At 70.9% G+C, this 24,851-nt stretch carries 21 protein-coding genes and 5 tRNA genes; 10 read left to right on the plus strand and 16 right to left on the minus strand.

Annotated features, from left to right (window positions below; translation table 11 throughout):
* Positions 1-23: 23 nt before the first annotated feature.
* Positions 24-1,286 carry a hypothetical protein gene (locus tag OG429_RS18650; protein WP_328926440.1) on the plus strand — a complete coding sequence of 421 codons (1,263 nt, stop codon included), beginning with the start codon at positions 24-26 and terminating at the stop codon, positions 1,284-1,286.
* Positions 1,287-1,342: 56 nt separating this feature from the next.
* Here OG429_RS18650 and OG429_RS18655 read toward each other — a convergent pair whose 3' ends face one another.
* The 7 genes from OG429_RS18655 to OG429_RS18685 form a co-directional block, all read right to left on the minus strand.
* Positions 1,343-2,839 (minus strand): serine/threonine-protein kinase, encoded by a 1,497-nt coding sequence (locus OG429_RS18655; protein WP_328926441.1) that lies wholly within the window; start codon positions 2,837-2,839, stop codon positions 1,343-1,345.
* A gap of 184 nt (positions 2,840-3,023) precedes the next feature.
* A tRNA-Lys gene (locus OG429_RS18660) sits at positions 3,024-3,096 on the minus strand.
* A gap of 228 nt (positions 3,097-3,324) precedes the next feature.
* Entirely contained in the window at positions 3,325-5,658 is a 2,334-nt protein-coding gene (locus OG429_RS18665; RefSeq protein ID WP_405679549.1) for a DEAD/DEAH box helicase, read from the minus strand.
* A gap of 267 nt (positions 5,659-5,925) precedes the next feature.
* Positions 5,926-6,501: a hypothetical protein gene (locus tag OG429_RS18670; protein WP_328926443.1), complete on the minus strand. Its 576-nt coding sequence runs from the start codon at positions 6,499-6,501 to the stop codon at positions 5,926-5,928.
* Positions 6,502-6,587: 86 nt separating this feature from the next.
* Positions 6,588-6,962 (minus strand): fluoride efflux transporter FluC, encoded by a 375-nt coding sequence (locus tag OG429_RS18675; protein ID WP_328926444.1) that lies wholly within the window; start codon positions 6,960-6,962, stop codon positions 6,588-6,590.
* Positions 6,959-7,438, minus strand: coding sequence for a FluC/FEX family fluoride channel (locus tag OG429_RS18680; RefSeq protein ID WP_405679546.1), 480 nt, complete (start codon positions 7,436-7,438; stop codon positions 6,959-6,961). Before OG429_RS18680 ends, OG429_RS18675 begins: the two co-directional genes overlap by 4 nt.
* Entirely contained in the window at positions 7,435-7,785 is a 351-nt protein-coding gene (locus tag OG429_RS18685; protein ID WP_328926445.1) for a metallopeptidase family protein, read from the minus strand. The genes OG429_RS18680 and OG429_RS18685 overlap by 4 nt, the downstream gene beginning before the upstream one ends.
* Positions 7,786-7,911: 126 nt before the next feature.
* On the opposite strand from OG429_RS18685, the gene OG429_RS18690 reads away from it, so the two are divergent.
* The 3 genes from OG429_RS18690 (at position 7,912) to OG429_RS18700 (ending at position 8,196) form a co-directional block, all read left to right on the plus strand.
* Positions 7,912-7,984, plus strand: a tRNA-Glu gene (locus OG429_RS18690).
* Positions 7,985-8,023: 39 nt separating this feature from the next.
* Positions 8,024-8,097: transfer RNA gene (locus OG429_RS18695), tRNA-Asp, on the plus strand.
* 22 nt (positions 8,098-8,119) lie between these two features.
* Positions 8,120-8,196 (plus strand) — tRNA-Phe (locus OG429_RS18700).
* A gap of 38 nt (positions 8,197-8,234) precedes the next feature.
* On the opposite strand, the gene OG429_RS18705 is transcribed toward OG429_RS18700, so the two are convergent.
* From OG429_RS18705 to OG429_RS18715, 3 genes are read right to left on the minus strand one after another with little or no spacing between them, the layout of a single operon-like run.
* A complete protein-coding gene (locus OG429_RS18705; RefSeq protein ID WP_328926446.1) occupies positions 8,235-9,071 on the minus strand; it encodes a cytochrome c biogenesis CcdA family protein in 837 nt (278 codons plus the stop codon).
* The gene (locus tag OG429_RS18710) at positions 9,068-9,790 is read right to left on the minus strand and encodes a DsbA family protein (RefSeq protein ID WP_328926447.1); all 723 of its coding nucleotides are present in this window, start codon (positions 9,788-9,790) and stop codon (positions 9,068-9,070) included. Before OG429_RS18710 ends, OG429_RS18705 begins: the two co-directional genes overlap by 4 nt.
* 51 nt (positions 9,791-9,841) lie before the next feature.
* Positions 9,842-10,321 carry a hypothetical protein gene (locus OG429_RS18715; RefSeq protein ID WP_328926448.1) on the minus strand — a complete coding sequence of 160 codons (480 nt, stop codon included), beginning with the start codon at positions 10,319-10,321 and terminating at the stop codon, positions 9,842-9,844.
* 121 nt (positions 10,322-10,442) lie between these two features.
* Between OG429_RS18715 and hrpA the strand changes: the two genes are divergently transcribed.
* Together hrpA and OG429_RS18725 are read left to right on the plus strand one after the other, a co-directional pair.
* Positions 10,443-14,366 carry an ATP-dependent RNA helicase HrpA gene (gene hrpA, locus OG429_RS18720; protein ID WP_328926449.1) on the plus strand — a complete coding sequence of 1,308 codons (3,924 nt, stop codon included), beginning with the start codon at positions 10,443-10,445 and terminating at the stop codon, positions 14,364-14,366.
* 69 nt (positions 14,367-14,435) lie between these two features.
* Positions 14,436-14,509 (plus strand) — tRNA-Asp (locus OG429_RS18725).
* A 639-nt stretch (positions 14,510-15,148) separates the two neighbouring features.
* On the opposite strand, the gene bldC is transcribed toward OG429_RS18725, so the two are convergent.
* Positions 15,149-15,355 carry a developmental transcriptional regulator BldC gene (gene bldC / locus OG429_RS18730; RefSeq protein ID WP_003949541.1) on the minus strand — a complete coding sequence of 69 codons (207 nt, stop codon included), beginning with the start codon at positions 15,353-15,355 and terminating at the stop codon, positions 15,149-15,151.
* 567 nt (positions 15,356-15,922) lie between these two features.
* A complete protein-coding gene (locus OG429_RS18735) occupies positions 15,923-16,777 on the minus strand; it encodes a hypothetical protein (protein ID WP_328926450.1) in 855 nt (284 codons plus the stop codon).
* A gap of 183 nt (positions 16,778-16,960) precedes the next feature.
* Here OG429_RS18735 and OG429_RS18740 point away from each other — a divergent pair, with 183 nt between their 5' ends.
* Together OG429_RS18740 and OG429_RS18745 are read left to right on the plus strand one after the other, a co-directional pair.
* Positions 16,961-18,055 carry a Leu/Phe/Val dehydrogenase gene (locus tag OG429_RS18740; protein WP_328926451.1) on the plus strand — a complete coding sequence of 365 codons (1,095 nt, stop codon included), beginning with the start codon at positions 16,961-16,963 and terminating at the stop codon, positions 18,053-18,055.
* A 289-nt stretch (positions 18,056-18,344) separates the two neighbouring features.
* Positions 18,345-18,605 (plus strand): DUF3073 domain-containing protein, encoded by a 261-nt coding sequence (locus tag OG429_RS18745; RefSeq protein ID WP_328926452.1) that lies wholly within the window; start codon positions 18,345-18,347, stop codon positions 18,603-18,605.
* A gap of 79 nt (positions 18,606-18,684) precedes the next feature.
* Here the strand turns inward: OG429_RS18745 and purM are convergent, their stop codons facing one another.
* Together purM and purF are read right to left on the minus strand one after the other, a co-directional pair.
* Complete coding sequence (gene purM, locus OG429_RS18750; RefSeq protein WP_328926453.1) at positions 18,685-19,755, minus strand: phosphoribosylformylglycinamidine cyclo-ligase; 1,071 nt, start codon at positions 19,753-19,755, stop codon at positions 18,685-18,687.
* Positions 19,756-19,858: 103 nt separating this feature from the next.
* Positions 19,859-21,376: an amidophosphoribosyltransferase gene (gene purF, locus OG429_RS18755; protein WP_328926454.1), complete on the minus strand. Its 1,518-nt coding sequence runs from the start codon at positions 21,374-21,376 to the stop codon at positions 19,859-19,861.
* Positions 21,377-21,524: 148 nt separating this feature from the next.
* Here purF and OG429_RS41465 point away from each other — a divergent pair, with 148 nt between their 5' ends.
* A complete protein-coding gene (locus tag OG429_RS41465) occupies positions 21,525-21,620 on the plus strand; it encodes a putative leader peptide (RefSeq protein WP_324617183.1) in 96 nt (31 codons plus the stop codon).
* A gap of 116 nt (positions 21,621-21,736) precedes the next feature.
* The gene (locus OG429_RS18760; protein ID WP_328926455.1) at positions 21,737-23,170 is read left to right on the plus strand and encodes a sulfatase-like hydrolase/transferase; all 1,434 of its coding nucleotides are present in this window, start codon (positions 21,737-21,739) and stop codon (positions 23,168-23,170) included.
* 26 nt (positions 23,171-23,196) lie between these two features.
* Here OG429_RS18760 and OG429_RS18765 read toward each other — a convergent pair whose 3' ends face one another.
* Both OG429_RS18765 and OG429_RS18770 read right to left on the minus strand, forming a co-directional pair.
* Entirely contained in the window at positions 23,197-24,021 is an 825-nt protein-coding gene (locus tag OG429_RS18765; protein ID WP_328926456.1) for an META domain-containing protein, read from the minus strand.
* Positions 24,022-24,059: 38 nt separating this feature from the next.
* Positions 24,060-24,851, minus strand: a complete 792-nt coding sequence (locus OG429_RS18770; protein ID WP_328926457.1) for a maleylpyruvate isomerase family mycothiol-dependent enzyme — start codon at positions 24,849-24,851, stop codon at positions 24,060-24,062.

Genomic DNA, 24,851 nt, shown 5'->3' on the forward strand with positions numbered 1-24,851 from the left:
GTGATTCCTGGGGGGAGTCCACCATGTCCGTTCGCACCGCAGCCGCCATCGCAGTCGTCGCCGGCGTTGTCACCACTCTGCTGCCGCTCTCGGCCACCGCAGCGTCCGCCGCACCCACCGCCGACGACCACGCCGTGCTGCGTACGGAGATGGGCGCTCCCGTCCCCAGCGGTCCGCTGAGCCGCGGCGGCGCCACCGAGACCTTCGACCTCACGGTGAAGAACCCGACCGGCAAGCCCGTCACGTACAACCCGTGGATGCTCCTGAACCCGACCGGCCCGAGCCCGCTGGAGCACGACGCCGTCGTCTTCAAGGTCGACGCGGTGGACGCCCCGGCGACCAAGTTCTCGATCGGCCAGCAGGACGGCGAGTGGCAGGGCCTGTTCTACCCGGCGGCCTCCGGGCCGGACGCCTCGCACGGCTTCGACATCCCCGCGAACGGCAAGATGACCTGGAAGGTCACCCTCGGTCTCGGCGCGAACTACCCGACCAACGACGGGGACTTCAAGTTCACCGCCGACAGCTACAACAACTCCGTGGACCCCTCCGCCAAGGGCTCCCGCGTGTTCAAGGTCGACCCGCAGATCAAGGCGGGCGCCCTGAAGACCTCGTTCAAGCAGATCAGCTCCGGCAAGGACGGCCAGGAGCAGCGCGCGTACCTGGACCTGAACTACCAGGCCACCGGCGACGGTTCCTTCGACTCCGCGCTGGCGAGCACCCTGAGCCTGACGCACCCGGGCGAGGAGAAGGCCGACTTCCGGCTGCAGGCCATGGTCGACGGCCGCTGGCAGGACCTGACGGCCAAGGACGGCCAGTACGCGCTGCCCGAGATCCCCAAGGGATTCAGCGCCGCGTCCGGCATCCGCACCCTGCCGCTGCGGGTCAGCCTCGGCAAGGACACCAAGCTCAAGCAGAAGACCACCGTCACGATGTCGGTCGAGGTCTCGCTGACCAAGGGCAACACCTGGCCGTTCAACTTCGGCTCCGTGAAGTTCCCGCTCTCCCCGATCGTGGAGACGCAGCCCACCCCGAGCCCGACCCCGTCCACCACGCCCTCCAAGACCTCGTCCACCACCACGGTCAAGCCGGCCGCGGCCACCTCCTCGGCCGCCGTCACCTCGGGCAACACCAACGTGACCACCACGGGTTCGGCCACCGGCTCCCTCGCCAGCACCGGCGCGGGCTCGGGCACGGGCCTGTACGCCGGCCTCGCGGCCGCCCTGGTCACCCTCGGTGCGGCCGTCGCCTGGCTCGGTGCCCGTCGCCGCCGCGGCCTCTCGGCCTGACCGGTACCCCGTAAGCCGAAGCGCCCCACCCGATGACGTCGGGTGGGGCGCTTCGGCTACCGGCGCTGCCGCTCCACCTCGTCGGCGTCCTGTTGGCGCCCGGCTTCCCTCAGTTCGGTGATCAGCAGATCCAGCCTGCCGGGGAAGCGGTGGCGCGCCGCGGCCCGGATCACCTCGCCCTTCAGCGGAGCCCTCCCCAGCCAGTCCAGGTCGTCGAGGATCCTGATCAGGTCGCTGGTCATGCGCTGGGCACAGAACCGGACCACCGCCGCCGAGTCGCCCGCGGCGGATACGCGGGCCATGGCTCCCGCACCTCTCAAGGTGTCGACCAGCACCGCGACGTCGGACGCGTTCCGGCGCTGCGCGCCTCCGACGAGGAGCGTGTGGGCCTCCTCTTCCATGTCCTCGGAGCGCAGGTACGACACCAGCGCCGGGAAATCGGCGACCGGCAGCACCGCTCCGCCGTTCAGCAGGAAGTCCTGCACCGGGCCGCCCGCGTCGCGCGTGGCCTGGAGCTGGTCGAGGAAGGCCGTGGCTCCCGGGGTGAGCCAGACCTCGGTCGGGCTCGGCGCCGGCGCGTTCTGCGCGTCGTCCGACACCACCGTGGTGCCGGGCTCGTCCGCCCCCGCGCGTGGCGGCTGCGGCTCGGTCACGTCCGTGGGCAGGGCGACGGCCACGGCCTCGGGAAGCCATTGCCTCTCGGTCAGGATGGCGGTCGCGGTCACGGTCGGGGTCACTTCGCTGTCGCCCGTCCCGAGCGCCTGGGCGAGTTCCGACACCACCTCGGACACCGTGGGCCTCAGCCCGGGTTCCTTGACCAGACACCGGCCGATCACTTCCAGGCCGGGCGGCAGCCCCGTGAGATCGGGCTCCTCGTAGACCGCGCGGAAGTTCACCACGTGCGCCGATCCGGTCCCGAACGGACCGGCCCCGGTCGCCGCGTACGCGAGTACGCCGCCCAGCGCGAAGACGTCCGCGGCCGGCCCGACCGGCTCGCCCCTGACCTGCTCCGGCGACATGAAACCGGGAGTGCCGATCGCCGCGGCCGTCTGGGTCACCGCGCTCAGATCGGACCCGACGGATATGCCGAAGTCGATCACCCTCGGACCGTCGGCGGCCAGCAGGACGTTCGAGGGCTTCAGGTCCCTGTGCACCAGCCCGGCCCGGTGGATGGCCTCCAACGCCTCGCCCAGTCCCGTCCCCAGGGCGAGCACGGACCGCTGCGGCCACGCGCCGTGGGCGTGTACGGCCTGCTGGAGCGACATCCCCTCGACGTAGGCCGTGGCCAGCCAGGCCGGCGTCCCCTCCAGGTCGGCGTCGACGACCGCGGCGGTGAAGAATCCCGTCACCCGCCGGGCGGCCTCGACCTCCCGTGCGAAGCGCCGCCGGAACTCCGGGTCTTCGGCGAGTTCCGCCCGTACGACCTTGACCGCCAACGCCCGTCCGCTCACCGACCGCGCCAGGTAGACGCGGCCCATCCCGCCCGATCCGAGCCGAGCGACGATGCGGTACCTGCCCAACTTCCTGGGATCCCCCGGTTCCAGCTCTTCCACGGCACCTCCTCCGCCGAAGCCCCCTCCCCGGGGCCCGCCTGATCCTGATTAAAGGTCAGATGCCCACTCCTGCCCAGAGTGTGAACGGCACGAGGATCCAAAAACGACTGAGCGCCCCACCGGCCGGAACCGGATGGGGCGCTCAGCGCCAGGTCAGAGGGGTCAACCCCCCGCCTGTGAGCGGTAGGCCATGTCGGACTCGAACCGACAACCAACGGATTAAAAGTCCGCTGCTCTGCCAATTGAGCTAATGGCCCTCCAGGTGCTCACCCCAGAGCATAGCCGGACAGCGCCCGTCAGCCGATCGGGTATCGGCTGACCGGCCTGTCGACGTCAGCGGCTGGGCCGTCCCGCCCGGGACGACGGCCTCCAGGAGCATCACGCCCTTCGGGCCCGCCTCGTGCGAACTCCGTACGCGGCACCACGCGACAGGGCCCCCACGACCGTGTCGTGGGGGCCCTGTCAGGGGTTCAGCTCAGCTGGGATCAGCCGTTGCGCTTCCAGCGCGGCTTGTCGTCGCGGCGGCCGCCGAAGGAGCCAGTGGAACCGGAGCCCGACGGGCGGTGGTCGTCGCGGCGGCCGTACGGACGGTCGCCGGCGCCGCCGGAGCGGAAGCCACCGGACGGACGGTCGTCACGACGGTCGCGGTTGAACGGACGGTCGCCGCCGCCGGAGCGGAAGCCGCCGGAGGGGCGGTCGTCGCGGTTGAAGCCACCGGACGGACGGTCGTCGCGGCGGAAGCCGCCACGGTCGCCACCACGGTCACCGCGGTCGTCACGGTTGAAGCCACCGGACGGACGGTCGCCACCGGAACGGAAGCCACCACCGGACGGACGGTCGCCACCGGAACGGAAGCCACCCGACGGACGGTCGTCACGGCGGAAGCCGCCACGGTCGCCACCACGGTCGTCACGGTTGAAGCCACCGGACGGACGGTCGCCACCGGAACGGAAGCCACCACCGGACGGACGGTCGCCACCGGAACGGAAGCCACCCGACGGACGGTCGTCACGGCGGAAGCCGCCACGGTCGCCACCACGGTCACCGCGGTCGTCACGGCGGAAGCCGCCACGGTCACCGCCACGGTCGCCACCGCGGTCGTCACGGCGGAAGCCGCCACGGTCACCGCCACGGTCGCCACCGCGGTTGTCACGGCGCTCGAAGTTGCCGCGGTCGTCGCGCTGGGCGCGCTGCTCCTCGCGGCGCTCCTGCGCGGCCAGCTCGGCGGCAGCGGCGGCGGCAGCAGCCGCGACCTCGGCCTCGGCGGCCTCGGCCACCTCGGCGACAGCGGCCTCCGGGTCCTCGCCACGCTCACGCGCGGAGCGGGCGACCAGGCGGTCGGCCTCCTCGCGCAGCTCGCCGGCGCGGCGGGTCAGACGCTCCAGCTGCTTGGTGAGCTCGGCGACCTCGCGCTCGGCCTGCTTGGCGGCGTTGTTCGCGGAGTCGGCCTGGACCTCGGTCAGCGAACGCGCACCGGTGATCTCGGCGACCTCCGGCTCGAAGGCGCCGGCGCCCTGGACGATGTGGCGCGAGGCGTCGACGCCCGCGTCCTCCATCAGGCGGAAGATCTGGCGGCGCTGGTGCGGCAGGGCCAGGGAGACCACGACACCGGACTTGCCGGCTCGCGCCGTACGGCCCGAGCGGTGCAGGTAGTCCTTGTGGTCGCCGGCCGGGTCCACGTTCAGGACCAGGTCGATGCCGTCGACGTGGATGCCGCGGGCGGCGACGTCGGTGGCGACGAGCGCGTTGACGTAGCCGTCCTTGAAGTCGGCGAGGACGCGGGTACGGGCGCCCTGCGTCATGCCGCCGTGCAGCGCGTCGGCCTTCACGCCGGCCTCGACGAGCTGCTCGGCGATGCGGTCGGCGCCCAGCTGGGTGCGGACGAAGATGATGGTGCGGCCCTTGCGGGCGGCGATGGCGGCCGTGACCGGCGCCTTGTCCTTCGGCTTCACGACGAGGACGTGGTGCGTCATGGTCGTGACGTTGCCCTGCGCGCTGTCGACCTCGTGCGTGACGGGGTTGGACAGGTAGCGCTTGACCAGGGTGCCGATCTCGTTCTCCATGGTGGCGGAGAAGAGCATGCGCTGGCCGCCGGCCGGGACCTGGTCGAGCAGCTCGGTGACCTCGGGCAGGAAGCCCAGGTCGGCCATCTGGTCGGCCTCGTCGAGGACCGCGACCTCGACGTTCTCCAGGGAGCAGGCGCCACGGTTGATGATGTCGCGCAGACGGCCCGGGGTGGCGACGAGGACGTCGACACCGCGCTCCAGGGCGTAGATCTGGTTGCTCATGGAGGTACCGCCGCAGACGACCTTCATCTTCAGGCCGAGCACGTCGCCGTAGGGCTGGAGGGCGTCCGCGACCTGCATCGCGAGCTCACGGGTCGGCGTGAGGATGATCGCGCGGGGCTTCTTCTTCTCGGTGTGGCCACCGGCCAGGCGGGCCAGGGTCGGCAGACCGAAGGAGAGGGTCTTGCCGGAGCCGGTGCGGCCACGGCCGAGGATGTCCTTGCCGGCCAGGGCGTCCGGGATGGTCGCGGCCTGGATCGGGAAGGGGGCGGTGACGCCGTTCTGCGCGAGCTTGCGCACGATGCCGTCGGGCAGACCGAGGTCGCCGAAGGTGATCGTGGGCTCGGCGTCGTCGTCGCCGTCGAAGTCGTCGGTGGAGTCGACGGAGTCGTTGAACTCGTCGGACTCGTTGATCGTCACGTCTGCCTCAAGAGCCTCGATCGCCTCGTCGACCACAAGGGTCTCAACGGCGTCGACGATCTCGTGGGAGTCGTTCTCGGGCATGACGGCACGGTCAGAACTGGAAATGGACATGCGAAATGCGAAACCTTCCGGAGTCTCGGCACGCGCCCAAACTCCGTGAATCGCAAATCGACCGCCTCAATGCGGTCAGCCACGGCTAGGGAGAGTACGCGCCACACGGCGCTCTTCGGATTCGGCGCCGGGCAATGGGATCAAACGATCTATAACCATACGCACCCTCCCCCGGGTCTGGCAAGTCGCTCCGACCATAACGGCTCTGACCTGCGAAAACAGCCATAGTCCGAGAGACGGGTGGAGCGGGTGGGGCGGCTCCCGGCGCTAGGACTGCGTCCCCGGCTGGGTGCTCGGATCGGGCTGCGGGCTCGTCGGCAGCGGCGTGGGTTCCGTCACAGGAGGCGTCGTGGCCGGCGGGTCCGGGACCGGGCTGGCCGACGGCTGGCCGCCACCCGAACCGCCCGCGCCGCCGGAACCGGCCGATCCGCCGGAGCCGCCGGAGCCCCCCGCACCGGCCGAACCGGCCGAACCACCCCCGGACGGCTGCTGCGGGCCCTGACCGCCCGCGCCGCCGCCCGGTCCCGCCGACGGCGAGGGCACTCCCGGCTTGGCGCCCGTCGCCCCCGGGCTCGGCGAGCCCCCGGTCGCGCCGGACGCCTTGCCGTCCTCCTTGGGCCTGCCGTCCTGGCTCCCCGCGCCCTCCCTCGTGCCGTGCCCGTTGCCGTGGACCCCGGAGCCCTTCCCGGCCGTGGAGGCACCCCGCGCGTCGGTGCCCTTGCGGTCCGCCGCGGAGGAGGCCCCGGGCTTCGCGGCGTCGTCGCCGACGCTCATGCAGCCGGCCGTCGCCGCGACCGCGAGCGCGGTGACGGCCAGTCGGAGGGAAGCGGACAACTGGCGCACGGGGCACCTCCGGAGCCTGAGGATGAGCGGGTCCGCATGAGCGGGTCAATGTGCCCAACTCCCTTTGCCCCGTTAGGGACACGCCCTCAGCCGAACAGCTGCTGCGCCACCTGCGACCCGAGGTGTAGGGAGCCCAGCCCGACCAGCACCGAAGCCGCCACGTTCGCCGCCGCGAGGAACACCCAGCCGCGCTCGGCCAGCCGCAGCGTCTCGTACGAGAAGGTCGAGTACGTGCTCAGCGCCCCGCACAGGCCCGTCCCCAGCAGCAGTTGCAGCTGCGAGGAGGCGGCCCCGGCCAGCAGCGCGCCGGTCAGCACCCCCAGCACCAGGCAGGCGGCCGCGTTGGCCACGAAGGTGCCCCACGGGAACACCGAGTCGTGCCCCGCCTGCACCGCACGGTCCGTCAGGTACCTCAGCGGCGCGCCCACCACCGCGCCCGCGATCACGAGCAGCCAGTTCACCGGCGCCACCGCCGCCGCAGCGCCCACCGGGTCACGGAGGCCGCCGCCCACACCGCGCCGAGCGCCGTGGCCACCGTCAGCCCGGCGTAGGCCAGCGCGGTGTCCGCCTCTCCCTCGTCCAGGAGCCGCGAGAAGTCCGCCGCGTAGGTCGAGAAGGTGGTGAAGCCGCCGAGGATCCCGACCCCGGCGAAGGGCCGCACGAGCGGATGCGGCGACGGCCGGCCGCCCTCGCTGATCAGCACCATCAGTACGCCGATCAGGGCGCAGCCGATCGTGTTGATCCAGAGGGTCGCCCACGGGAAGCCCGCGGGTCCGGCCGGCCACAGCAGGAGCATCCCGTACCGCGCCGAGGCCCCGAGCGCCCCGCCCGCCGCCACCGCCGCGAGCACCCGGCCCCGGGGCTCGGCGGCTTGCGCGGGAACGTGCAGGTCGACGTCCGGGTCGATCGCCTCACCGCCGGGGACCGGCCGGGTCACCCGTAGCCCAGGGCGTGCAGCCGGTCGTCGTCGATCCCGAAGTGGTGGGCGATCTCGTGCACCACGGTGACCTCCGTCTCCGCGACCACGCTCTCCCGGTCCTCGCACATCCGCAAGGTGGGGTTCCGGTAGATCGTGATCCGGTCCGGCAGCACTCCGGCGTACCACTCGCCGCGGTCCGTCAGCGGGGTCCCCTCGTACAGGCCGAGCAGCTCGGGGTCGTCACTGGGCGGCTCGTCCTCGACGAACACCGCCACGTTGTCCATCAGCCGCGTCAGCTCCGGAGGGATCCGGTCCAGGGCCTCTGCGACGAGCTCTTCGAACTCCTCGCGCGTCATCTCCAGCACCGGGCCATTGTCCCCCCGGCAGGTGCACCCCCCGCCTGCCGGGGGAAACCGTTTTGGCGATCGCTCCCCGGATCCCATATGCTTCTCACGTCCCCGACGCGCTGGAAAGTGCCCGGCGGGCCTTTAGCCCTCATCGTCTAGTGGCCCAGGACGCCGCCCTTTCAAGGCGGTAGCACGGGTTCGAATCCCGTTGGGGGTACGCATTACCGTGTGCAAGACTTGTTCTCGCACACTGCAAGGTCCTGTGGAGCAGTTGGTTAGCTCGCCACCCTGTCAAGGTGGAGGTCGCGGGTTCAAGTCCCGTCAGGATCGCTGAAGCCGGAAACGGTTTCGTGGCTGGGTAGCTCAGTTGGTACGAGCGATCGCCTGAAAAGCGATAGGTCGCCGGTTCGACCCCGGCCCCAGCCACCATCAAGAAGGCCCCGTCCATCGGACGGGGCCTTCTGTGGTTACTCCCCTTCGGTGACCGCCCGGGCCTTGCGGCGCCACTGCACCAGTCCGAAGGCCACCGCCCCCGCCGCGACCAGGCCGAGCAGCACCCCGTCCGGGACCGCGGCCGCCAGGGACCGGACCCGCTGCTCCACCGCGAACGAATCGTCCACGTCCAGCAGCCCCGGCAGCGCGCTCGCCCCGTCAAAGGCCAGGAACATCACGCCCAGCGCGATGAAGAACAGCCCCGACAGCAGCGAGGTGGTGTGCAGCTCGAAGCGGCCCGCCCGCAAGGCCCGGCCGCGCAGCCAGCGCCGCCTGCCCAGGTCGAAGCGCTCCCACAGCAGGGCCAGCACGAACAGCGGTACGGCCATCCCCAGCGCGTAGACCGCGAGCAGCAGGCCGCCGTAGACCGGGCTGCCGCTGACCGCCGCGACCGTCAGGACGCTGCCCAGGATCGGGCCGGCGCAGAAGCCGGCCAGGCCGTAGACCGCGCCGAGGGCGTACACCGACAGGGCGGTCGTCGGCCGGATCCTGCCCGACAGCTCCGAGGCGCGCTTCGAGGCGAATCCCAGGCCGAGGATCTGGGCGAGCCCGAGCGCGATGATCAGCCAGCCGCCGGCGAGGACCAGCGCGTCACGGTTGCCGTGGAAGAACCGCCCCGCGTACGAGCCAGCCGCCCCCAGCGGTACGAGGGTGCTCGCGAGGCCCGCGTAGAAGATCCCGGTCCGCGCCAGCAGCCGGGACGCCGAGTCGATCGAGTACGCGAAGAAGGCGGGGAGCAGCAGGGCGCTGCACGGGCTGAGCAGCGCGAGGAGGCCGCCGAGCAGGGCGGCCAGGTATCCGATGCCGGTCACTTCCCCGCCGCCGTCCTGGCCTGGGTGATGGCCGCCGTGAAGGCGCCGATCGGCTGGGCGCCCGCGAGCGGCTGCCCGTTGACCAGGAAGGACGGGGTGGAGGTGACGCCGATGGCGTAGCCCTCCTCCTGGTCCTTCTTCAGGGCCGCGGCGGCCTGCTCCCCGGCCATGTCCTTCTTGAAGCGCTCCAGGTCGGGGACGCCGGCCTGCCGGGCCAGCTCCAGGAGGCGGTCCTCGCCGAAGCCCTTCTCCTTGGAGCCGTCGGCGTACGCGGCTTCGTGGAACTGCCGGAACCGGTCCTGCTGCCCGGCCGCCCAGGCGGCCTTGGCGGCGGCTTCGGATTCGGCGCCGAAGATCGGGAAGTTGCGCCACTCGATGCGCAGCGTGCCGTCGTGCACGTACCGCTCGATCAGCTGGGGCTCGGTGTCCCGGGCGAACTTGCCGCAGTAGCCGCACTTGAAGTCGGAGTACTCGATCAGCACGACGGGCGCGTCCGCGCTGCCGACGGCGAGCTTGTCACCGGCCTCGCGGCGGGCCAGCGCCTTCAGTGCGGCGGCGGGGTCCCGGCGGGGCGCGGCGGAGGCCGCGGGGCCGCCGGAGGGCTCGTCGGCGGGGGCGGTGGCCTGCCAGGAGACGAGGCCGAGGGTGATCGCGGCGACCGCGACCCCGGCGGAGGCGAGGAGGGACTTGCGGGAGGGCTTGCGGGAGGGCCAAGACATAGGGGTGCTCCAGAGCTGCGGATGACGAGGGGACCGGTACAACCGGTCCTCCTAGATCCGCATCACGGAGAGCTCCACCGGGCCGGGCGCCGGCCCGTCGGGTCCGCGTACGAGGATCCGTACGGGCGTCGTCCCGTGCGTCCGAGCCGCTTCGGGGCACAGCCGGGCCGGCGGGACCTGGGCGTGGTCGGACCCGGTGCGCGGCGGTACGGCGGGGAGGCCGCCGTGGTCCGGGGCCCCTGGGGCGCACGACGGCCCCCGGCCGTCGGCGACCGCGGCCACGTGCCACCGAGCGGCGTCCGGCGCCGCCGCCGCCGGGCCCGGCACGGCCCGGGCCGGTATCAGCCCGCGCACCGCGGCCGCCGACGGCACCGCCCGGGCCGTCACCCCGGCCGGGCCGGCCGTGGCGGAGGCAGCCGTGGCGGAGCCGGCCGCTGACGGGATCACCGCGCAGATCACCGCGGCGAGGCCGGCCATCACCGCCAGAGCGGCACAGCCCCATCGGCACCAGAGGCGGCGGGGGCGGGACATGGTGGGCGGCCTCTCACTCGCGTACTGCTCGGATACTGACGGAGTCGTCCCGAAATGGTACGGGTCCGCCTCACAAATGCGTTCGCCACCCGGCGGCCCCGGGTGAGATCCTCGACCAGGTATGTCTACTTCCTTCGCCGCCCTGCAGACGCTTCTCGGTGAGATCTCCCTCCGCGACGCGCACCGCCTCGGCCGCCGCCTAGAGGGCGCCCGCCGTATCCGCAAGCCCGAGGCCAAGCAGGCCGTGCTCGACGAGATCGCCGCGGAGGCCGAGAAGGCCGCCGCGCGACTGGCCGGCCGTGCCTCGCGGATGCCGGAGGTCACGTATCCCGAGAACCTGCCCGTCAGCCAGAAGAAGGACGAGATCGCCGAAGCGATACGCGACCACCAGGTCGTGATCGTCGCGGGCGAGACCGGCTCCGGCAAGACCACGCAGATCCCCAAGATCTGCATGGAGCTGGGCCGCGGCGTCCGGGGCATGATCGGGCACACCCAGCCCCGCCGGATCGCCGCCCGTACGGTCGCGGAGCGCATCGCCGAGGAGCTGAAGTCCGAGATCGGCCGGACGGTCGGCTGGAAGGTCCGGTTCACCGACCAGGTGGACCAGGACGCGACCTTCGTGAAGCTGATGACCGACGGCATCCTGCTCGCCGAGATCCAGACGGACCGCGAGCTGCGCGCGTACGACACGATCATCATCGACGAGGCCCACGAGCGGTCGCTGAACATCGACTTCCTGCTCGGCTATCTCGCCACCCTGCTGCCGAAGCGCCCCGACCTCAAGGTGATCATCACCTCGGCGACCATCGACCCGGAGCGGTTCTCCCGGCACTTCGGGGACGCGCCGATCGTCGAGGTCAGCGGGCGGACGTACCCGGTCGAGGTCCGTTACCGGCCCCTGCTCGAAGAGGAGGGGGACGACAGCGACCGCGACCAGATCACCGCGATCTGCGAGGCCGTGGACGAGCTCCACTCCGAGGGGCCGGGCGACATCCTGGTCTTCCTGTCCGGAGAGCGCGAGATCCGCGACACGGCGGACGCCCTCAACAAGCGCAATCTCCGTTTCACGGAGGTGCTCCCGCTCTACGCGCGCCTCTCGCACGCCGAGCAGCACCGCGTCTTCCAGCAGCACACCGGCAGGAGGATCGTCCTCGCGACCAACGTCGCCGAGACCTCCCTCACCGTCCCGGGCATCAAGTACGTGATCGACCCGGGCACCGCCCGGATCTCCCGCTACAGCCACCGGACCAAGGTGCAGCGCCTGCCCATCGAACGGATCTCGCAGGCCAGCGCCAACCAGCGCAAGGGCCGTTGCGGCCGCACCAGCGACGGCATCTGCATCCGGCTCTACTCCGAGGACGACTTCAACGGCCGCCCGGAGTTCACGGACGCCGAGATCCTGCGCACCAACCTGGCCTCCGTCATCCTCCAGATGACCGCGGCCGGCCTCGGCGAGATCGAGAAGTTCCCCTTCATCGACCCGCCGGACCACCGCAACATCCGCGACGGCGTGCAGCTCCTCCAGGAGCTCGGCGCGCTGGATCCGTCCGAGAAGGATCCGTCGAGGCGCCTCACCCAGATGGGCCGCCAGCTCTCCCAGCTGCCCGTGGACCCGCGCCTGGCCCGCATGGTCGTCGAGGCCGACAAGAACAACTGCGTGCGCGAGGTCATGGTCATCGCGGCGGCCCTGTCCATCCAGGACCCGCGCGAGCGCCCCTCGGACAAGCAGACGCAGGCCGACCAGAACCACGCCCGGTTCAAGGACGAGACAAGCGACTTCCTCTCGTTCCTGAACATGTGGCGCTATGTGCGCGAGCAGCAGAAGGAGCGCGGCTCGTCCTCCTTCCGCCGGATGTGCAAGCAGGAGTACCTGAACTTCCTGCGGATCCGCGAGTGGCAGGACATCTACTCGCAGCTGCGTACGGTCGCCAAGACCATGGGCATCCACGTCAACGAGGCCGACGCCCCCGAACAGCACGTCCACATCTCCCTGCTGGCCGGTCTGCTCTCGCACATCGGCCTGAAGGACACGGACAAGAACGAGTACCTCGGCGCCCGCGGCGCCAAGTTCGCGGTCTTCCCGGGCTCGGCGCTGTTCAAGAAGCAGCCGAAGTTCCTGATGTCGGCGGAGCTGGTGGAGACCTCGCGGCTGTGGGCGAGGGTCAACGCCAAGGTCGAGGCCGAGTGGGTGGAGCCGCTCGCGCAGCACCTGATCAAGCGCACGTACAGCGAGCCGCACTGGGAGAAGGACCAGGCGGCCGTGATGGCGTACGAGAAGGTCACGCTGTACGGCGTACCGATCGTGGCCCAGCGGAAGATCAACTACGGCCGGATCGACGCCGAGGTCTCGCGCGAGCTGTTCATCCGCAACGCGCTGGTCGAGGGGGACTGGCGCACGCACCACAAGTTCTACGCCGACAACCGCAAGCTCCTCACCGAGGTGGAGGAGCTGGAGAACCGGGCCCGGCGCCGCGACATCGTGGTGGACGACGAGACCCTCTTCGACTTCTACGACCAGAAGATCCCCGCGCACGTGGTGTCGGGGGCGCACTTCGACTCCTGGTGGAAGCACAAGAAGCGCGAGGAGCCCGAACTCCTCGACTTCGAGCGCGCGATGCTGCTGACCGAGAAGGCGGCCGGGGTCACCAAGGCCGACTATCCGGACTCCTGGCGGCAGGGGCAGCTGAAGTTCCGGGTGACCTACCAGTTCGAGCCGGGCGCGGACGCGGACGGCGTGACCGTCCACATCCCGCTCCAGGTGCTGAACCAGGTCACCGACGAGGGCTTCGACTGGCAGATCCCGGGTCTGCGCGAGGAGGTCGTCACCGAGCTGATCCGCTCGCTGCCGAAGCCGATCCGCCGGCACTACGTGCCCGCGCCGAACTTCGCGACCCGCTTCCTGGACACGGCGGTGCCCCTGCAGGAGCCGCTGCCCGTGACGCTGGCGCGCGAGCTCCAGCGGATGGTCGGGGTCCCGGTCTCGGCCGAGGACTTCGACCTCAGCCGGATCCCGGATCACCTGAAGATCACCTTCCGGATCGTCGACGAGCGTCGCAAGAACCTCGCCGAGGACAAGGACCTGGAGGCGCTGCGGCTGCGCCTGAAGCCCAAGGCCCGCCAGGCCCTGTCCAAGGCCGCCGCGGCCACGGCCGAGCGGGCGGGCGGGGAGTCGGTGGAGCGCACCGGGCTCACCGACTGGACGATCGGCACGCTGACCAAGGTCTTCGAGACCCGTCGGGCGGGCCAGCCGGTGAAGGCCTACCCGGCGCTGGTGGACGAGGGCACGACCGTGTCGGTACGGCTCTTCGACACCGAGGCCGAGCAGCAGCAGGCGATGTGGCTGGGCACGCGCAAGCTCATCCTGCTGAACATCCCGGTGAATCCCGCGAAGTTCGCCTCGGACCACCTGACCAACCAGCAGAAGCTCGCCCTCTCCAGGAACCCGCACGGCTCCATCCAGGCGCTGTTCGACGACTGCGCCACCGCGGCGACCGACAAGCTGATCGCCGACCACGGTGGCCCGGCGTGGGACGAGGCGGGCTTCCGCAAGCTCTACGAGGCCGTCCGCGCCGACCTGGTGGACACGACCGTGCGTACGGTCGGCCAGGTGCAGCAGGTACTGGCCGCCTGGCAGGCCTGTGAGCGCCGTCTGAAGGCCACGGGCAGCCTGGCGCTGGTCGCGAACATCCAGGACGTCAAGACGCAGCTGGCGGCCCTCATGCCGGCCGGCTTCGTGACGCTCACCGGGCTGCACCGGCTGCCGGACCTCATGCGCTACCTGGTGGCGGTGGACCGGCGGCTCCAGCAGATGCCCACGGGCGTCCAGCGCGACACCACGCGCATGGAGAAGGTCCACGAGATGCAGGACGAGTACGCCTGGCTGCTGGAGCAGTTGCCGAAGGGACGGCCGGTGCCGGCGGCGGTCACCGACATCCGCTGGATGATCGAGGAACTGCGGGTCAGCTACTTCGCGCACGCGCTCGGGACGGCGTATCCGATCTCCGACAAGCGGATCGTGAAGGCCGTGGACGCGGCGGCCCCGTGATCCGGTTCGACTGCACCCCCTGAGCTGCGGTACAGTCTGATTCGCAGCCGCCCAGCGGCCGCAAATCAAGGACCTGTGGAGCAGTTGGTTAGCTCGCCACCCTGTCAAGGTGGAGGTCGCGGGTTCAAGTCCCGTCAGGTTCGCAGAAACGTCAGGGCCCGTATCCCCCAGGGGATACGGGCCCTGACGCGTTGGCGGGAAAACCTTCCGGGCGGCCTTGGCGCCCTCGGCCGCCCCGGCGTCCTGTGGGGCCCGCACGGCCCCGGGTGCCGTCGGGCGGCCCCTCCTCGCCCTTCCGGACCCTCTCGCCTCATCCGGCGGCCACGGCGGCCCGTGGCGGCCCGCCGGGCCGCGCGCCGCGCCACCTGTCAGCGCTCCACCTGTCGCATCGCCCGTCACCCCCGCCGCCCCGCGGTCGAGATTCCCCCGTTCGCGGGATGCACCGCGCGAGGCGCGTCCCCATTACGGGGAACACGGCCGGTAATACAAGAGTGATCATCTGTGACGGGAGTCACCGCACGGGTTTTTGGGACATGTACTTTTATCGCACCCATACACGGGCTCGATTTAATATGTGCAATGGCACCTACCCGTAGGCTCCGCCGCGATCTGTTCGATGCCGCCCTGACCTGGGCATAAAAAAGATCGCGCTGGACCCGGCGGAGTCCAGCGCGATCGACGACTGAGGTCCTGTTGGGGCAGGTCCGGCCGTATGAAGCTATGTGGGTTTCATCGGATTGGGGGACCCGATAGACCCGTTAAAGCGGGGTGTTTGCGCGACCTCAGGCCTCGCTGCGCTGCTGCGGAATTCCCGCGAGCAGGGCGCGAACCTCAGCCTCGCGGTAACGGCGGTGTCCACCCAGGGTGCGGATGGACGTGAGCTTGCCAGCCTTGGCCCAGCGAGTGACCGTCTTCGGGTCCACGCGGAACATCGTGGCAACCTCAGCCGGGGTCAGCAGCGGCTCGGCATCAGGGGTGCGAGCGGTCATGAGCGGCCTCCTCGGGAGAACCGAACCATCTCGGTTCTTTCCTCTAAATTCTGCACCTTGGCCCGCGTTGCCCGAAATGGACATACGCGGGCCGAGTCGGTTATAGGACGAACGGCTTGTCCTCGGCACTACAACTACACCATCCGTCCAGCCCTAAGGGCCAAACCGACGGAATTGCCCTCCGAGGTGTTCATCAGCGGCGGAAGCCGATGGACCGTCCCATAACGGACAGTCACCCCACTGTGACGATCAGTCACAGAGCGATCAGGAGTCGTCAGACCCCCCGTAGAGCGCAATGCCGAGCATTCCGCCCTTAGTTGGGCGGAAGGAACCCTCCCCGGACTCCTTGTCCTATTTTGGCACGAGGGTAGGGGAAGGGCGCAAGGGTGTAGTTAGTGCGGTCCGTCACGCTTGGGCCAATGGCCCGTATCGGGACGTAGGTCCTGGCACTAAGTCCTGAATGCCATGATCAAGGCTCTGATCAGCCATTTATGACCGTTCGGCCGATACGCGGGGGTCCGTACGGGTGCCGCGAGGCCTGCCGGAGCCAGTTTCGGCCCTCGGGGGCTAATTCGCGAACAGTCTTTCCCGGACCGCCCGCCACCGGTCCGCCAGCTCCCCGTACGCCTCGGCCGCCCCCTCCGCGTCCCCCGCCCGCAAGGCCGCGATCCCCGCCGCCAGCTCCCCCGCCGACCGGTCCGCCGCGAGCCGGTCCGCCGGCAGCGCGTGCAGCAGCCCGCCGTAGTCCAGTTCGACCATCGACCGGGGGTGGAACTCCTCCAGCCAGCTCCCGACCTCCACCAGGCCGTCGGCGAGCATCCCGTACCCCTCCGCCTCGCGCAGGGTCCGCAAGGCCCGCGCGAGCCGCCGCCGCGCCTGCACCATCGGCGTCCGGTAGCGCAGCCGCTCGCCCGCCACGTACTCCCGCTCCTCGTCGGCCACCAGCACGAACCAGCGCAGGGGCACCTGCCACACCCCCGTACGGATCCAGGGGCGCGCGTCCGGGTTCCGCTCGCGCCAGCGCTCGTACTCCTCGGCCGCCCGCCTGCGCATCACCGGCGGGAGCGCCGCGTCCAGCACCGGGCGCGGGAACCACTCGACCAGCTCCTGGAGCGCCAGCCAGCCGCGGAGCCGGGTGCGCCACGGGCAGACGAGCAGCACCCCGTCGACCTCCGCCGTGAACGCGTCCGCGCTCTCCTGCGCCGGCACCCCCACCAGGGGCACCCGCACCAAGTCCGTGAGCGATCTGCGCAATTCGTCCTGGGCGGTCGGGGCCGTCCCGCGCCGGGCGTAATCGGCCCAGTGCGTGCGCTCCTCCTCGGGAAAGGCCGCCAAGGGTTCGTAGACTCGCAGGTAGGAGGCATACGGGACGGTCGGCGCCGAGCGCGCGGAGGGCAGCAGGGGATCCGGGGTTTCGCTCACGCCCTCCTCCTCCCCCGCGCCGCCCGGGCGTACTCCGAGGGGCCGCCGTACCTCGGGAAGGTTCCGATCCTCGGACAGGTCGACTACACGCGCCCCGGAGGTCTTACTCTGCTCCCAGCACGCCCTCCCCCACCCGCAGGGCGGGCGTCATTCCGCCGCATCTCTTCCATGGGAGTCACCACCGTGACCGAAATGACCGACGGCGTCCTGCACACCCTGTTCCGTACGGAACAGGGCGGCCACGAGCAAGTCGTGCTGTGCCAGGACCGAGCCACAGGCCTGAAGGCCGTCATCGCGATCCACTCCACCGCTCTGGGCCCGGCCCTCGGCGGTACGCGGTTCCACGCGTACGCCTCCGACGAGGAGGCCGTCCTCGACGCGCTGAACCTCTCGCGCGGCATGTCGTACAAGAACGCCCTCGCCGGTCTCGACCTCGGCGGCGGCAAGGCCGTGATCATCGGCGACCCGGACGTCCTCAAGACCGAGGAACTGCTGCTGGCCTACGGCCGGTTCGTGGAATCCCTCGGCGGCCGCTACGTGACCGCCTGCGACGTCGGCACCTACGTGGCCGACATGGACGTCGTGGCCCGCGAGACCCGCTGGGCGACCGGCCGCTCCCCCGAGAACGGCGGCGCGGGCGACTCCTCGGTGCTCACCGCCTTCGGTGTCTTCCAGGGCATGCGCGCCAGCGCCCAGCACCTGTGGGGCGACCCGACCCTGCGCGGCCGCAAGGTCGCCGTCGCGGGCGTCGGCAAGGTCGGCCACTACCTGGTCGAGCACCTCCTGGAGGACGGTGCCGAGGTCGTGATCACGGATGTGCGGGAAGAGTCCGTGCGCCGGATCCTCGACAAGCACCCGGGCAAGGTCACCGCGGTCGCCGACACGGACGCGCTGATCCGCGTCGAGGGCCTCGACATCTACGCCCCCTGCGCGCTGGGCGGCGCCCTGAACGACGACTCGGTTCCGGTCCTGACCGCCAAGATCGTCTGCGGTGCGGCGAACAACCAGCTCGCCCACCCCGGCATCGAGAAGGACCTCTCGGACCGCGGGATCCTCTACGCCCCGGACTACGTGGTCAACGCGGGCGGCGTGATCCAGGTCGCCGACGAGCTGGTCGGTTTCGACTTCGACCGCTGCAAGGCCAAGGCCACGAAGATCTTCGACACCACCCTGGAGATCTTTGCTCGCGCGAAGACGGATGGCATTCCGCCGGCCGCCGCGGCCGACCGGATCGCCGAGCAGCGCATGGCGGACGCCCGCGCCGCGCGCGCCGTCTAGGCACCTGGCGGGACTCCCGGATGCGCCCGCCGGGGTGCGGCGAGACGGAACTCACTGCACTTCGGCGGGTCGCGGGCCAGGAAAGCGTTAAAATCGCGGTGACCAGCGAGGACGGGGCGCCTTGTTGGTTCTGCACCGGGGCGCGTCATGCGGGCGGCGTACCGTATGGCCGCGGAAGCAGGTACCGTTAAACCCCTACGGACGGTCTCTCCACGGAGAGCCCGCTCCGAACCATGAACGCGTGTCAGACTCTGGGGCCGTCGAGCCCCGTCACCGAGGGGGTCGAGCCATGGGGCGCGGCCGGGCCAAGGCCAAGCAGACAAAGGTCGCCCGCCAGCTGAAGTACAACAGCGGCGGGACTGACCTCTCGCGTCTGGCCAATGAGCTGGGCGCATCGCCGACGGATCCGCTGCCTGTCAGCGAGCCGGTCGAAGTCGATGACGATCTGGACGACGACGACCCGTACGCCAAGTACGCGGATCTGTACAACAGCGATGACGACGACGAGGACGAAGAGTCCGGTCCGTCGGCACAGCGTCGCGGCGCTTGACGCCCTGAGGCGTCTGCACGACAGGTAAAAGACTGAAACCCGGTCCAGGGCATCGCCCCGGGCCGGGTTTCAGTGCTGCTCAGCTCGCGTAGGAACCGGTGAGGGTCGCACCCTCGGTACGGTCGCCGCGGTCGAGGATCTCTCCCGCGACCCACGCGTCCACACCCCGGTCGGCGAGCGCGGTCAGGGCCACGTCCACCGACTCCTGCGGGACCACGGCCATCATGCCGACGCCCATGTTCAGGGTCTTCTCCAGCTCCAGCTGCTCCACCTGCCCGGCCTTGCCGACCAGATCGAAGATCGCGCCCGGCGTCCAGGTGGCCCGGTCGACCGTGGCGTGCAGGTGGTCCGGGATGACCCGGGCCAGGTTCGCCGCCAGGCCGCCGCCGGTGATGTGCGAGTACGCGTGCACCTCGGCCGTACGGGTGAGCGCCATGCAGTCCAGCGAGTAGATCTTGGTCGGCTCCAGGAGCTCCTCGCCGAGGGTCCGGCCGAGCTCCTCCACGTGCTGGTCGAGCGACATGCCGGCGCGGTCGAAGAGCACGTGCCGGACCAGCGAGTACCCGTTCGAGTGAAGGCCGGACGACGCCATCGCGATGACGGCGTCACCCGTACGGATGCGATCCGCGCCGAGCAGCCGGTCGTACTCGACGACGCCCGTTCCTGCGCCCGCCACGTCGAAGTCGTCCGGGCCCAGCAGGCCCGGGTGCTCGGCGGTCTCGCCGCCCACCAGGGCGCAGCCGGCGAGGACACAGCCCTCGGCGATGCCCTTGACGATCGCCGCGACACGCTCGGGGTGGACCTTGCCGACGCAGATGTAGTCGGTCATGAAGAGCGGCTCGGCACCGCAGACGACGATGTCGTCCATGACCATCGCGACCAGGTCGTGGCCGATGGTGTCGTACACGCCCAGCTGGCGGGCGATGTCCACCTTGGTGCCGACTCCGTCGGTGGCGGAGGCGAGCAGCGGGCGCTCGTAGCGCTTGAGGGCGGAGGCGTCGAAGAGGCCGGCGAAGCCGCCGAGGCCGCCGAGGACCTCGGGGCGCTGCGTCTTCTTCACCCACTCCTTCATCAGCTCGACGGCGCGGTCTCCCGCTTCGATGTCCACGCCTGCGGCTGCGTAGCTGGCACCGGTGGTCTTCTCTGTCATGACAGGAGAGAGCTTTCGTGTCGTTACTGCGATTGGTGCCGGGCCCTGGGAGAAGCCTCAAAGACAGGGCCCGGCGCAGGTTGAGCCAGGGTGAAGCCGCGGACTACGGGCGGCGGAGCGCGTCGGCCGCGTCCGTGCCGCCGGCCAGCTCGGTCTCCAGCAGCTGCTTGCCCAGGAGCTGCGGGTCGGGCAGCTCCATGGGGTACTCGCCGTCGAAGCAGGCACGGCAGAGGTTGGGCTTCTGGATGGTGGTCGCCTCGATCATCGCGTCGAGCGAGATGTACGAGAGCGAGTCCGCGCCGAGCGACGTGGCGATCTCGTCGACCGTCATGCCGTTGGCGATGAGCTCGGCCCGGGTCGCGAAGTCGATGCCGAAGAAGCACGGCCACTTCACCGGCGGCGAGGAGATCCGGATGTGGACCTCGGCCGCGCCGGCCTCGCGGAGCATCTTGACCAGGGCGCGCTGGGTGTTGCCGCGGACGATCGAGTCGTCCACGACCACCAGGCGCTTGCCCCGGATGACTTCCTTGAGGGGATTGAGCTTCAGGCGGATGCCGAGCTGGCGGATCGTCTGCGAGGGCTGGATGAAGGTCCGGCCGACGTAGGCGTTCTTGACCAGGCCGGAGCCGTACGGAATCCCGCTGGCCTCGGCGTATCCGACGGCGGCGGGCGTGCCGGACTCCGGCGTCGCTATCACCAGATCGGCGTCGACCGGGGCTTCCTTGGCCAGGCGCCGACCCATCTCGACACGCGAGAGGTAGACGTTCCGGCCGGCGATGTCGGTGTCCGGGCGCGCCAGGTAGACGTACTCGAAGACACAGCCCTTGGGCTTCGCTTCCGCGAATCGGGAGGTCCGCAGGCCGTTCTCGTCGATCGCGATGAGCTCGCCCGGCTCGACCTCGCGGACGAAGCTGGCGCCGCAGATGTCGAGGGCGGCGGTCTCACTCGCGACCACCCAGCCGCGCTCCAGGCGGCCGAGGACCAGCGGGCGGATGCCCTGCGGGTCACGGGCGGTGTAGAGGGTCCCCTCGTCCATGAAGACGAGCGAGAAGGCGCCCTTGACCTTCGGGAGGACCTTGGTGGCCGACTCCTCGATGGTCAGGGGCTTGCCGTCGTCGTCGGTCTGGCCGGCCAGGAGGGCGGTGACCAGGTCCGTGTCGTTGGTGGCCGCCACCTGGGTGGCACGGCCGTCCTGACGGGGGAGGTCGGCGACCATCTCGGCAAGCTCGGCGGTGTTCACCAGGTTGCCGTTGTGACCCAGGGCAATGGAGCCGTGGGCGGTCGCACGGAAGGTCGGCTGAGCGTTCTCCCAGACGGAGGCTCCGGTGGTCGAGTAGCGGGCGTGACCGACCGCGATATGACCCTGGAGCGAGCCGAGAGAGGTTTCGTCGAAGACTTGGGAAACGAGGCCCATGTCCTTGAAGACGAGGATCTGGGAACCGTTGCTCACAGCGATTCCCGCGGACTCTTGTCCACGGTGCTGTAGCGCATACAGTCCGAAGTAGGTGAGCTTGGCGACCTCTTCACCCGGAGCCCAGACACCGAAGACGCCGCAAGCGTCCTGGGGGCCCTTTTCGCCGGGGAGCAGGTCGTGGTTGAGTCGTCCATCACCACGAGGCACGCTTCCGAGTGTAGGCGAGATCGACCACTGGTCCGAATTGGGGACGGCCGGGAAATGTCACAGCACAGAGGGTGACCGGACGCCTCCGTCTCGGTATTCGGATCACCTTGTTGACATGCACGAACGCATTCGTACAAGCTCTCGGCCCATGCAGCCTCTCGGTGACCGCACGGTCACCCTCGTCGAGCGCCGCCACGTAGACCTGGTCCGTGTCGCGAGCGCCATCTGTCGCTGTTCCGCGTAGCCACAACTCTTTCTCCCCTTTTCACATTTCAGCTCCGCCCAGCCCTGCCCTGCCGCGCCGCGCGCCGTCCCGCGCCCCGCCGGGAGCGGGCGGGCGGGCCATGGCCTGGAGTACCTGTGTCTTCGTACGAGAACAAGCTGTCCCGGCGTGCCTTCGGCGGCGCCGTCGGAGTGACCGCCGCCGCCGCGGCGGTGGGGCTGGGAGCGGGCCCGGCCGCGGCCGCCGAGACCGCCGGCGAGCGGCGCGCGGAGGCCGGGGAGCGCGCCTTCCGGGCGGCTCGCGGCCGACGCTCGCGCCGCCCGAACATCCTGTTCGTCCTGGGCGACGACCTCGGCTGGGCGGACCTGTCCTCATACGGCTCCCCGCACATCGAGACCCCGAACCTGGACCGGCTGGCCCGCCAGGGCGTCCGGTTCACCGACGCCTACTCGGGGTCCGCGACCTGCTCGCCGACCCGGTTCAGCCTCTACACCGGCCGCTACCCGGCCCGCACCGAGGGCGGGCTGGCCGAGCCGATCGCCGACAGGTCGGCCGGTCTGGACCCGACCCACCCGACGCTGGCCTCGCTGCTGAAGGAGGCCGGCTACTCCACCGCGCTGATCGGCAAGTGGCACGCGGGCTACCTGCCCGACCACAGCCCGACGAAGTCCGGCTGGGACGAGTTCTTCGGCAACTTCGGCGGGGCCCTGGAGTACTACTCCAAGCTGGGCCTGGGCGGCGAGTACGACCTCTACGAGGGCGACGCCGAGTACAAGGACCTGCGCTACTACACGCGGATCATCACCGAGCGGGCATCGGAGTACGTCTCCCGCGACCACCACGGCAAGCCGTGGCTGCTGAACCTGAACTTCACCACCCCGCACTGGCCCTGGATCGCCGACGGGGACACGGAGCAGGGCGCCGAGATCGTCCGCCGGATCAAGGCGGGCGACGGGCGCGCCCTGTGGCACCAGGACGCCGGCTCGGTCGAGAAGTACAAGCAGATGGTCGAGGACCTCGACCGGTCGGTCGGCGAGGTGCTGAAGGCGCTGAGGCGCTCCGGCCAGGAGGACGACACCCTGGTCGTCTTCTCCAGCGACAACGGCGGCGAGCGCTTCTCGTACAACTGGCCGCTGTCGGGCAACAAGGCCTCCCTCCAGGAGGGCGGCATCCGGGTGCCGAACATCGTGCGCTGGCCCGCGCGGCTGGACGGCGGCCAGGTCAGCCACGTCCCGGTCTTCAGCCCTGACTGGACGGCGACGCTGCTGGAGGTGGCCGGGACCCGGCCTCACCGGGCGTACCCGCTGGACGGGGTGAGCCTGGCCGGGTACCTGCTGCGCGGCGAGGAGCCGGCCGAGCGCGATCTGTTCTGGCGGGTGCGCGGGGAGCGGGCGCTGCGCCGCGGCGACTGGAAGTACTACCGCGGCAAGGCGGGCCGGGACCAGCTGTTCGACCTGGCCGGGGACATCCGGGAGCAGGCCGACAAGGCCGCGGTGGAACCGGCCCGGCTGGCCGAGCTGCGGGCTGCCTGGGAGTCCGTGAACGCGGGACTGCTCCCCTACCCGGCCTGACCTTTGTCATGACCGCCGCGTGTGGGTCACTCGGCGGCCGAGGCCGCCCTCGCGGTCAGGCCCTTGCCGTCGGGGGCGGTGAGGGTCAGTGCCTGGCCCTGGATCTTCCAGGTGAGCGGGCCGCTGCCGAACAGCCCGGTCAGCGCCCGCTCGACCTCGCCCGCCGGGCCCTCGCAGGCCATGCGGGTGGAGGTGACCGGCCCGAAGGTGAGCGTGGACCCCTCGACGGTGACCTTGGCGCTGAACCGGTTGCAGCCGAGGCTGCCGCTCGCGGTGCCGTCGGCGGCGAGGGTGAAGTGCGCCTTGCCGGCCACCTCGGCGGGGACGGAGGAGACAGTCTCTCCGCTGACCAGCGCGTCGACCGTCCACAGCGTCGCGGTCAGGGGGGCGTTCGCCTGCGGGGGCTCCGGGGTCATGGCGATGGTGCTCCCGTCGGCGGTCTTCAGGGTGAGCCGGTCGGGCGCCCGGTGGATGGTCAGCCGGCCCGTGAAGAGCTTGGCGAACTCCGTCTCGAACTCCATGTTCTCTGTGCAGAGCTTGAGCGTCGAGCCACCGGGCGTGACGGTCACGGCGGAGGTCCCGGCGAAAGCGAGCTCCGCCGAGAAGCCGTTGCAGCCGTAGTTGCCGCCGGCCCTGTTCTGGCCGATCTCGACGCGCGCGGTCGCGGGCGCGTGCAGGGTGCGGCCGCCGGTGGTCAGCGACTCGACCGCCCAGTGGCCCTGGGGATCGGGGAGCGCGGCGATGCTCCCGCTCTCCTCGGAGCGCCCGCAGCCGGTGAGGGCGAGGCCGAGACCGAGGGCGAGGGCGAGGGCGAGGGCCGTCCCGGTCGTGAGGTGCCTGAGGGTACGCATGGACCTGGGACGGGCCGGGCCGGCGTACGGTTCCACCCTCAGGTCATCAGCGGCAGCAGCGCCGACAGGTCGGCCCGCTCCCCACTGGCCCTGACCTGCGCGTCCTCCAGGGCCGCGGCCCAGTCGGTACGCCCGGTGGCCAGCCGCATCCAGGTCAGCGGGTCCGTCTCCACCACGTTGGGCGGGGTGCCGCGGGTGTGGCGGGGCCCCTCGATGCACTGGACCACCGCGAACGGCGGGATCCGCACCTCCACCGAGCCGCCCGGGGCCTTGAGCGCGAGGGCGTCGGCGAGCAGCCGGGTGCAGGCGGCCAGGGCCTGCCGCTCGATCGGGATGTCCACCCCGGCGGCCCGGCCCAGGTCGTCGGCGTGCACCACCAGCTCGACGGTCCGCGTGACCAGGAAGTCGGCCAGGGTCATGTCCCCGATCCACAGGTCCAGCACCCGGCTGCCGGGGTTCGCGGCCAGCGCCCCGGCCATGCGGGCGCCGACGTGCTCGTACAGCTCGGGCAGCGGGCCGCCCTCGAGGGTCTCCTTGGCCGCCTCGGCGATCTTCCCGGCGAGGGAGGCGGTGGCGGAGGGCCATTCGACGGCCGTCAGCTCCGGCACGGCCGCCGGCGGTCGGGCCAGGCCGGCGGCCAGCGAGTCGGCGATCCACGCGATGTGCGCGGCCAGATCGGCGACGCTCCAGTCGCCGAGCCCGCTGGGGCGCGCCAGCTGCTCAGGCGTCAACTCGCGCACGGCGTCGGCGACATGTGCGAACTGCGCGATGACAGCCGCACGGATCTTCGCGGGGTCGTACGTACGCTGCTTCTTCTTCCCGGGCGGCAT

It is taken from the genome of Streptomyces sp. NBC_00190 (genome assembly GCF_036203305.1).
In the GTDB taxonomy this organism is placed as follows: Bacteria; Actinomycetota; Actinomycetes; order Streptomycetales; family Streptomycetaceae; genus Streptomyces.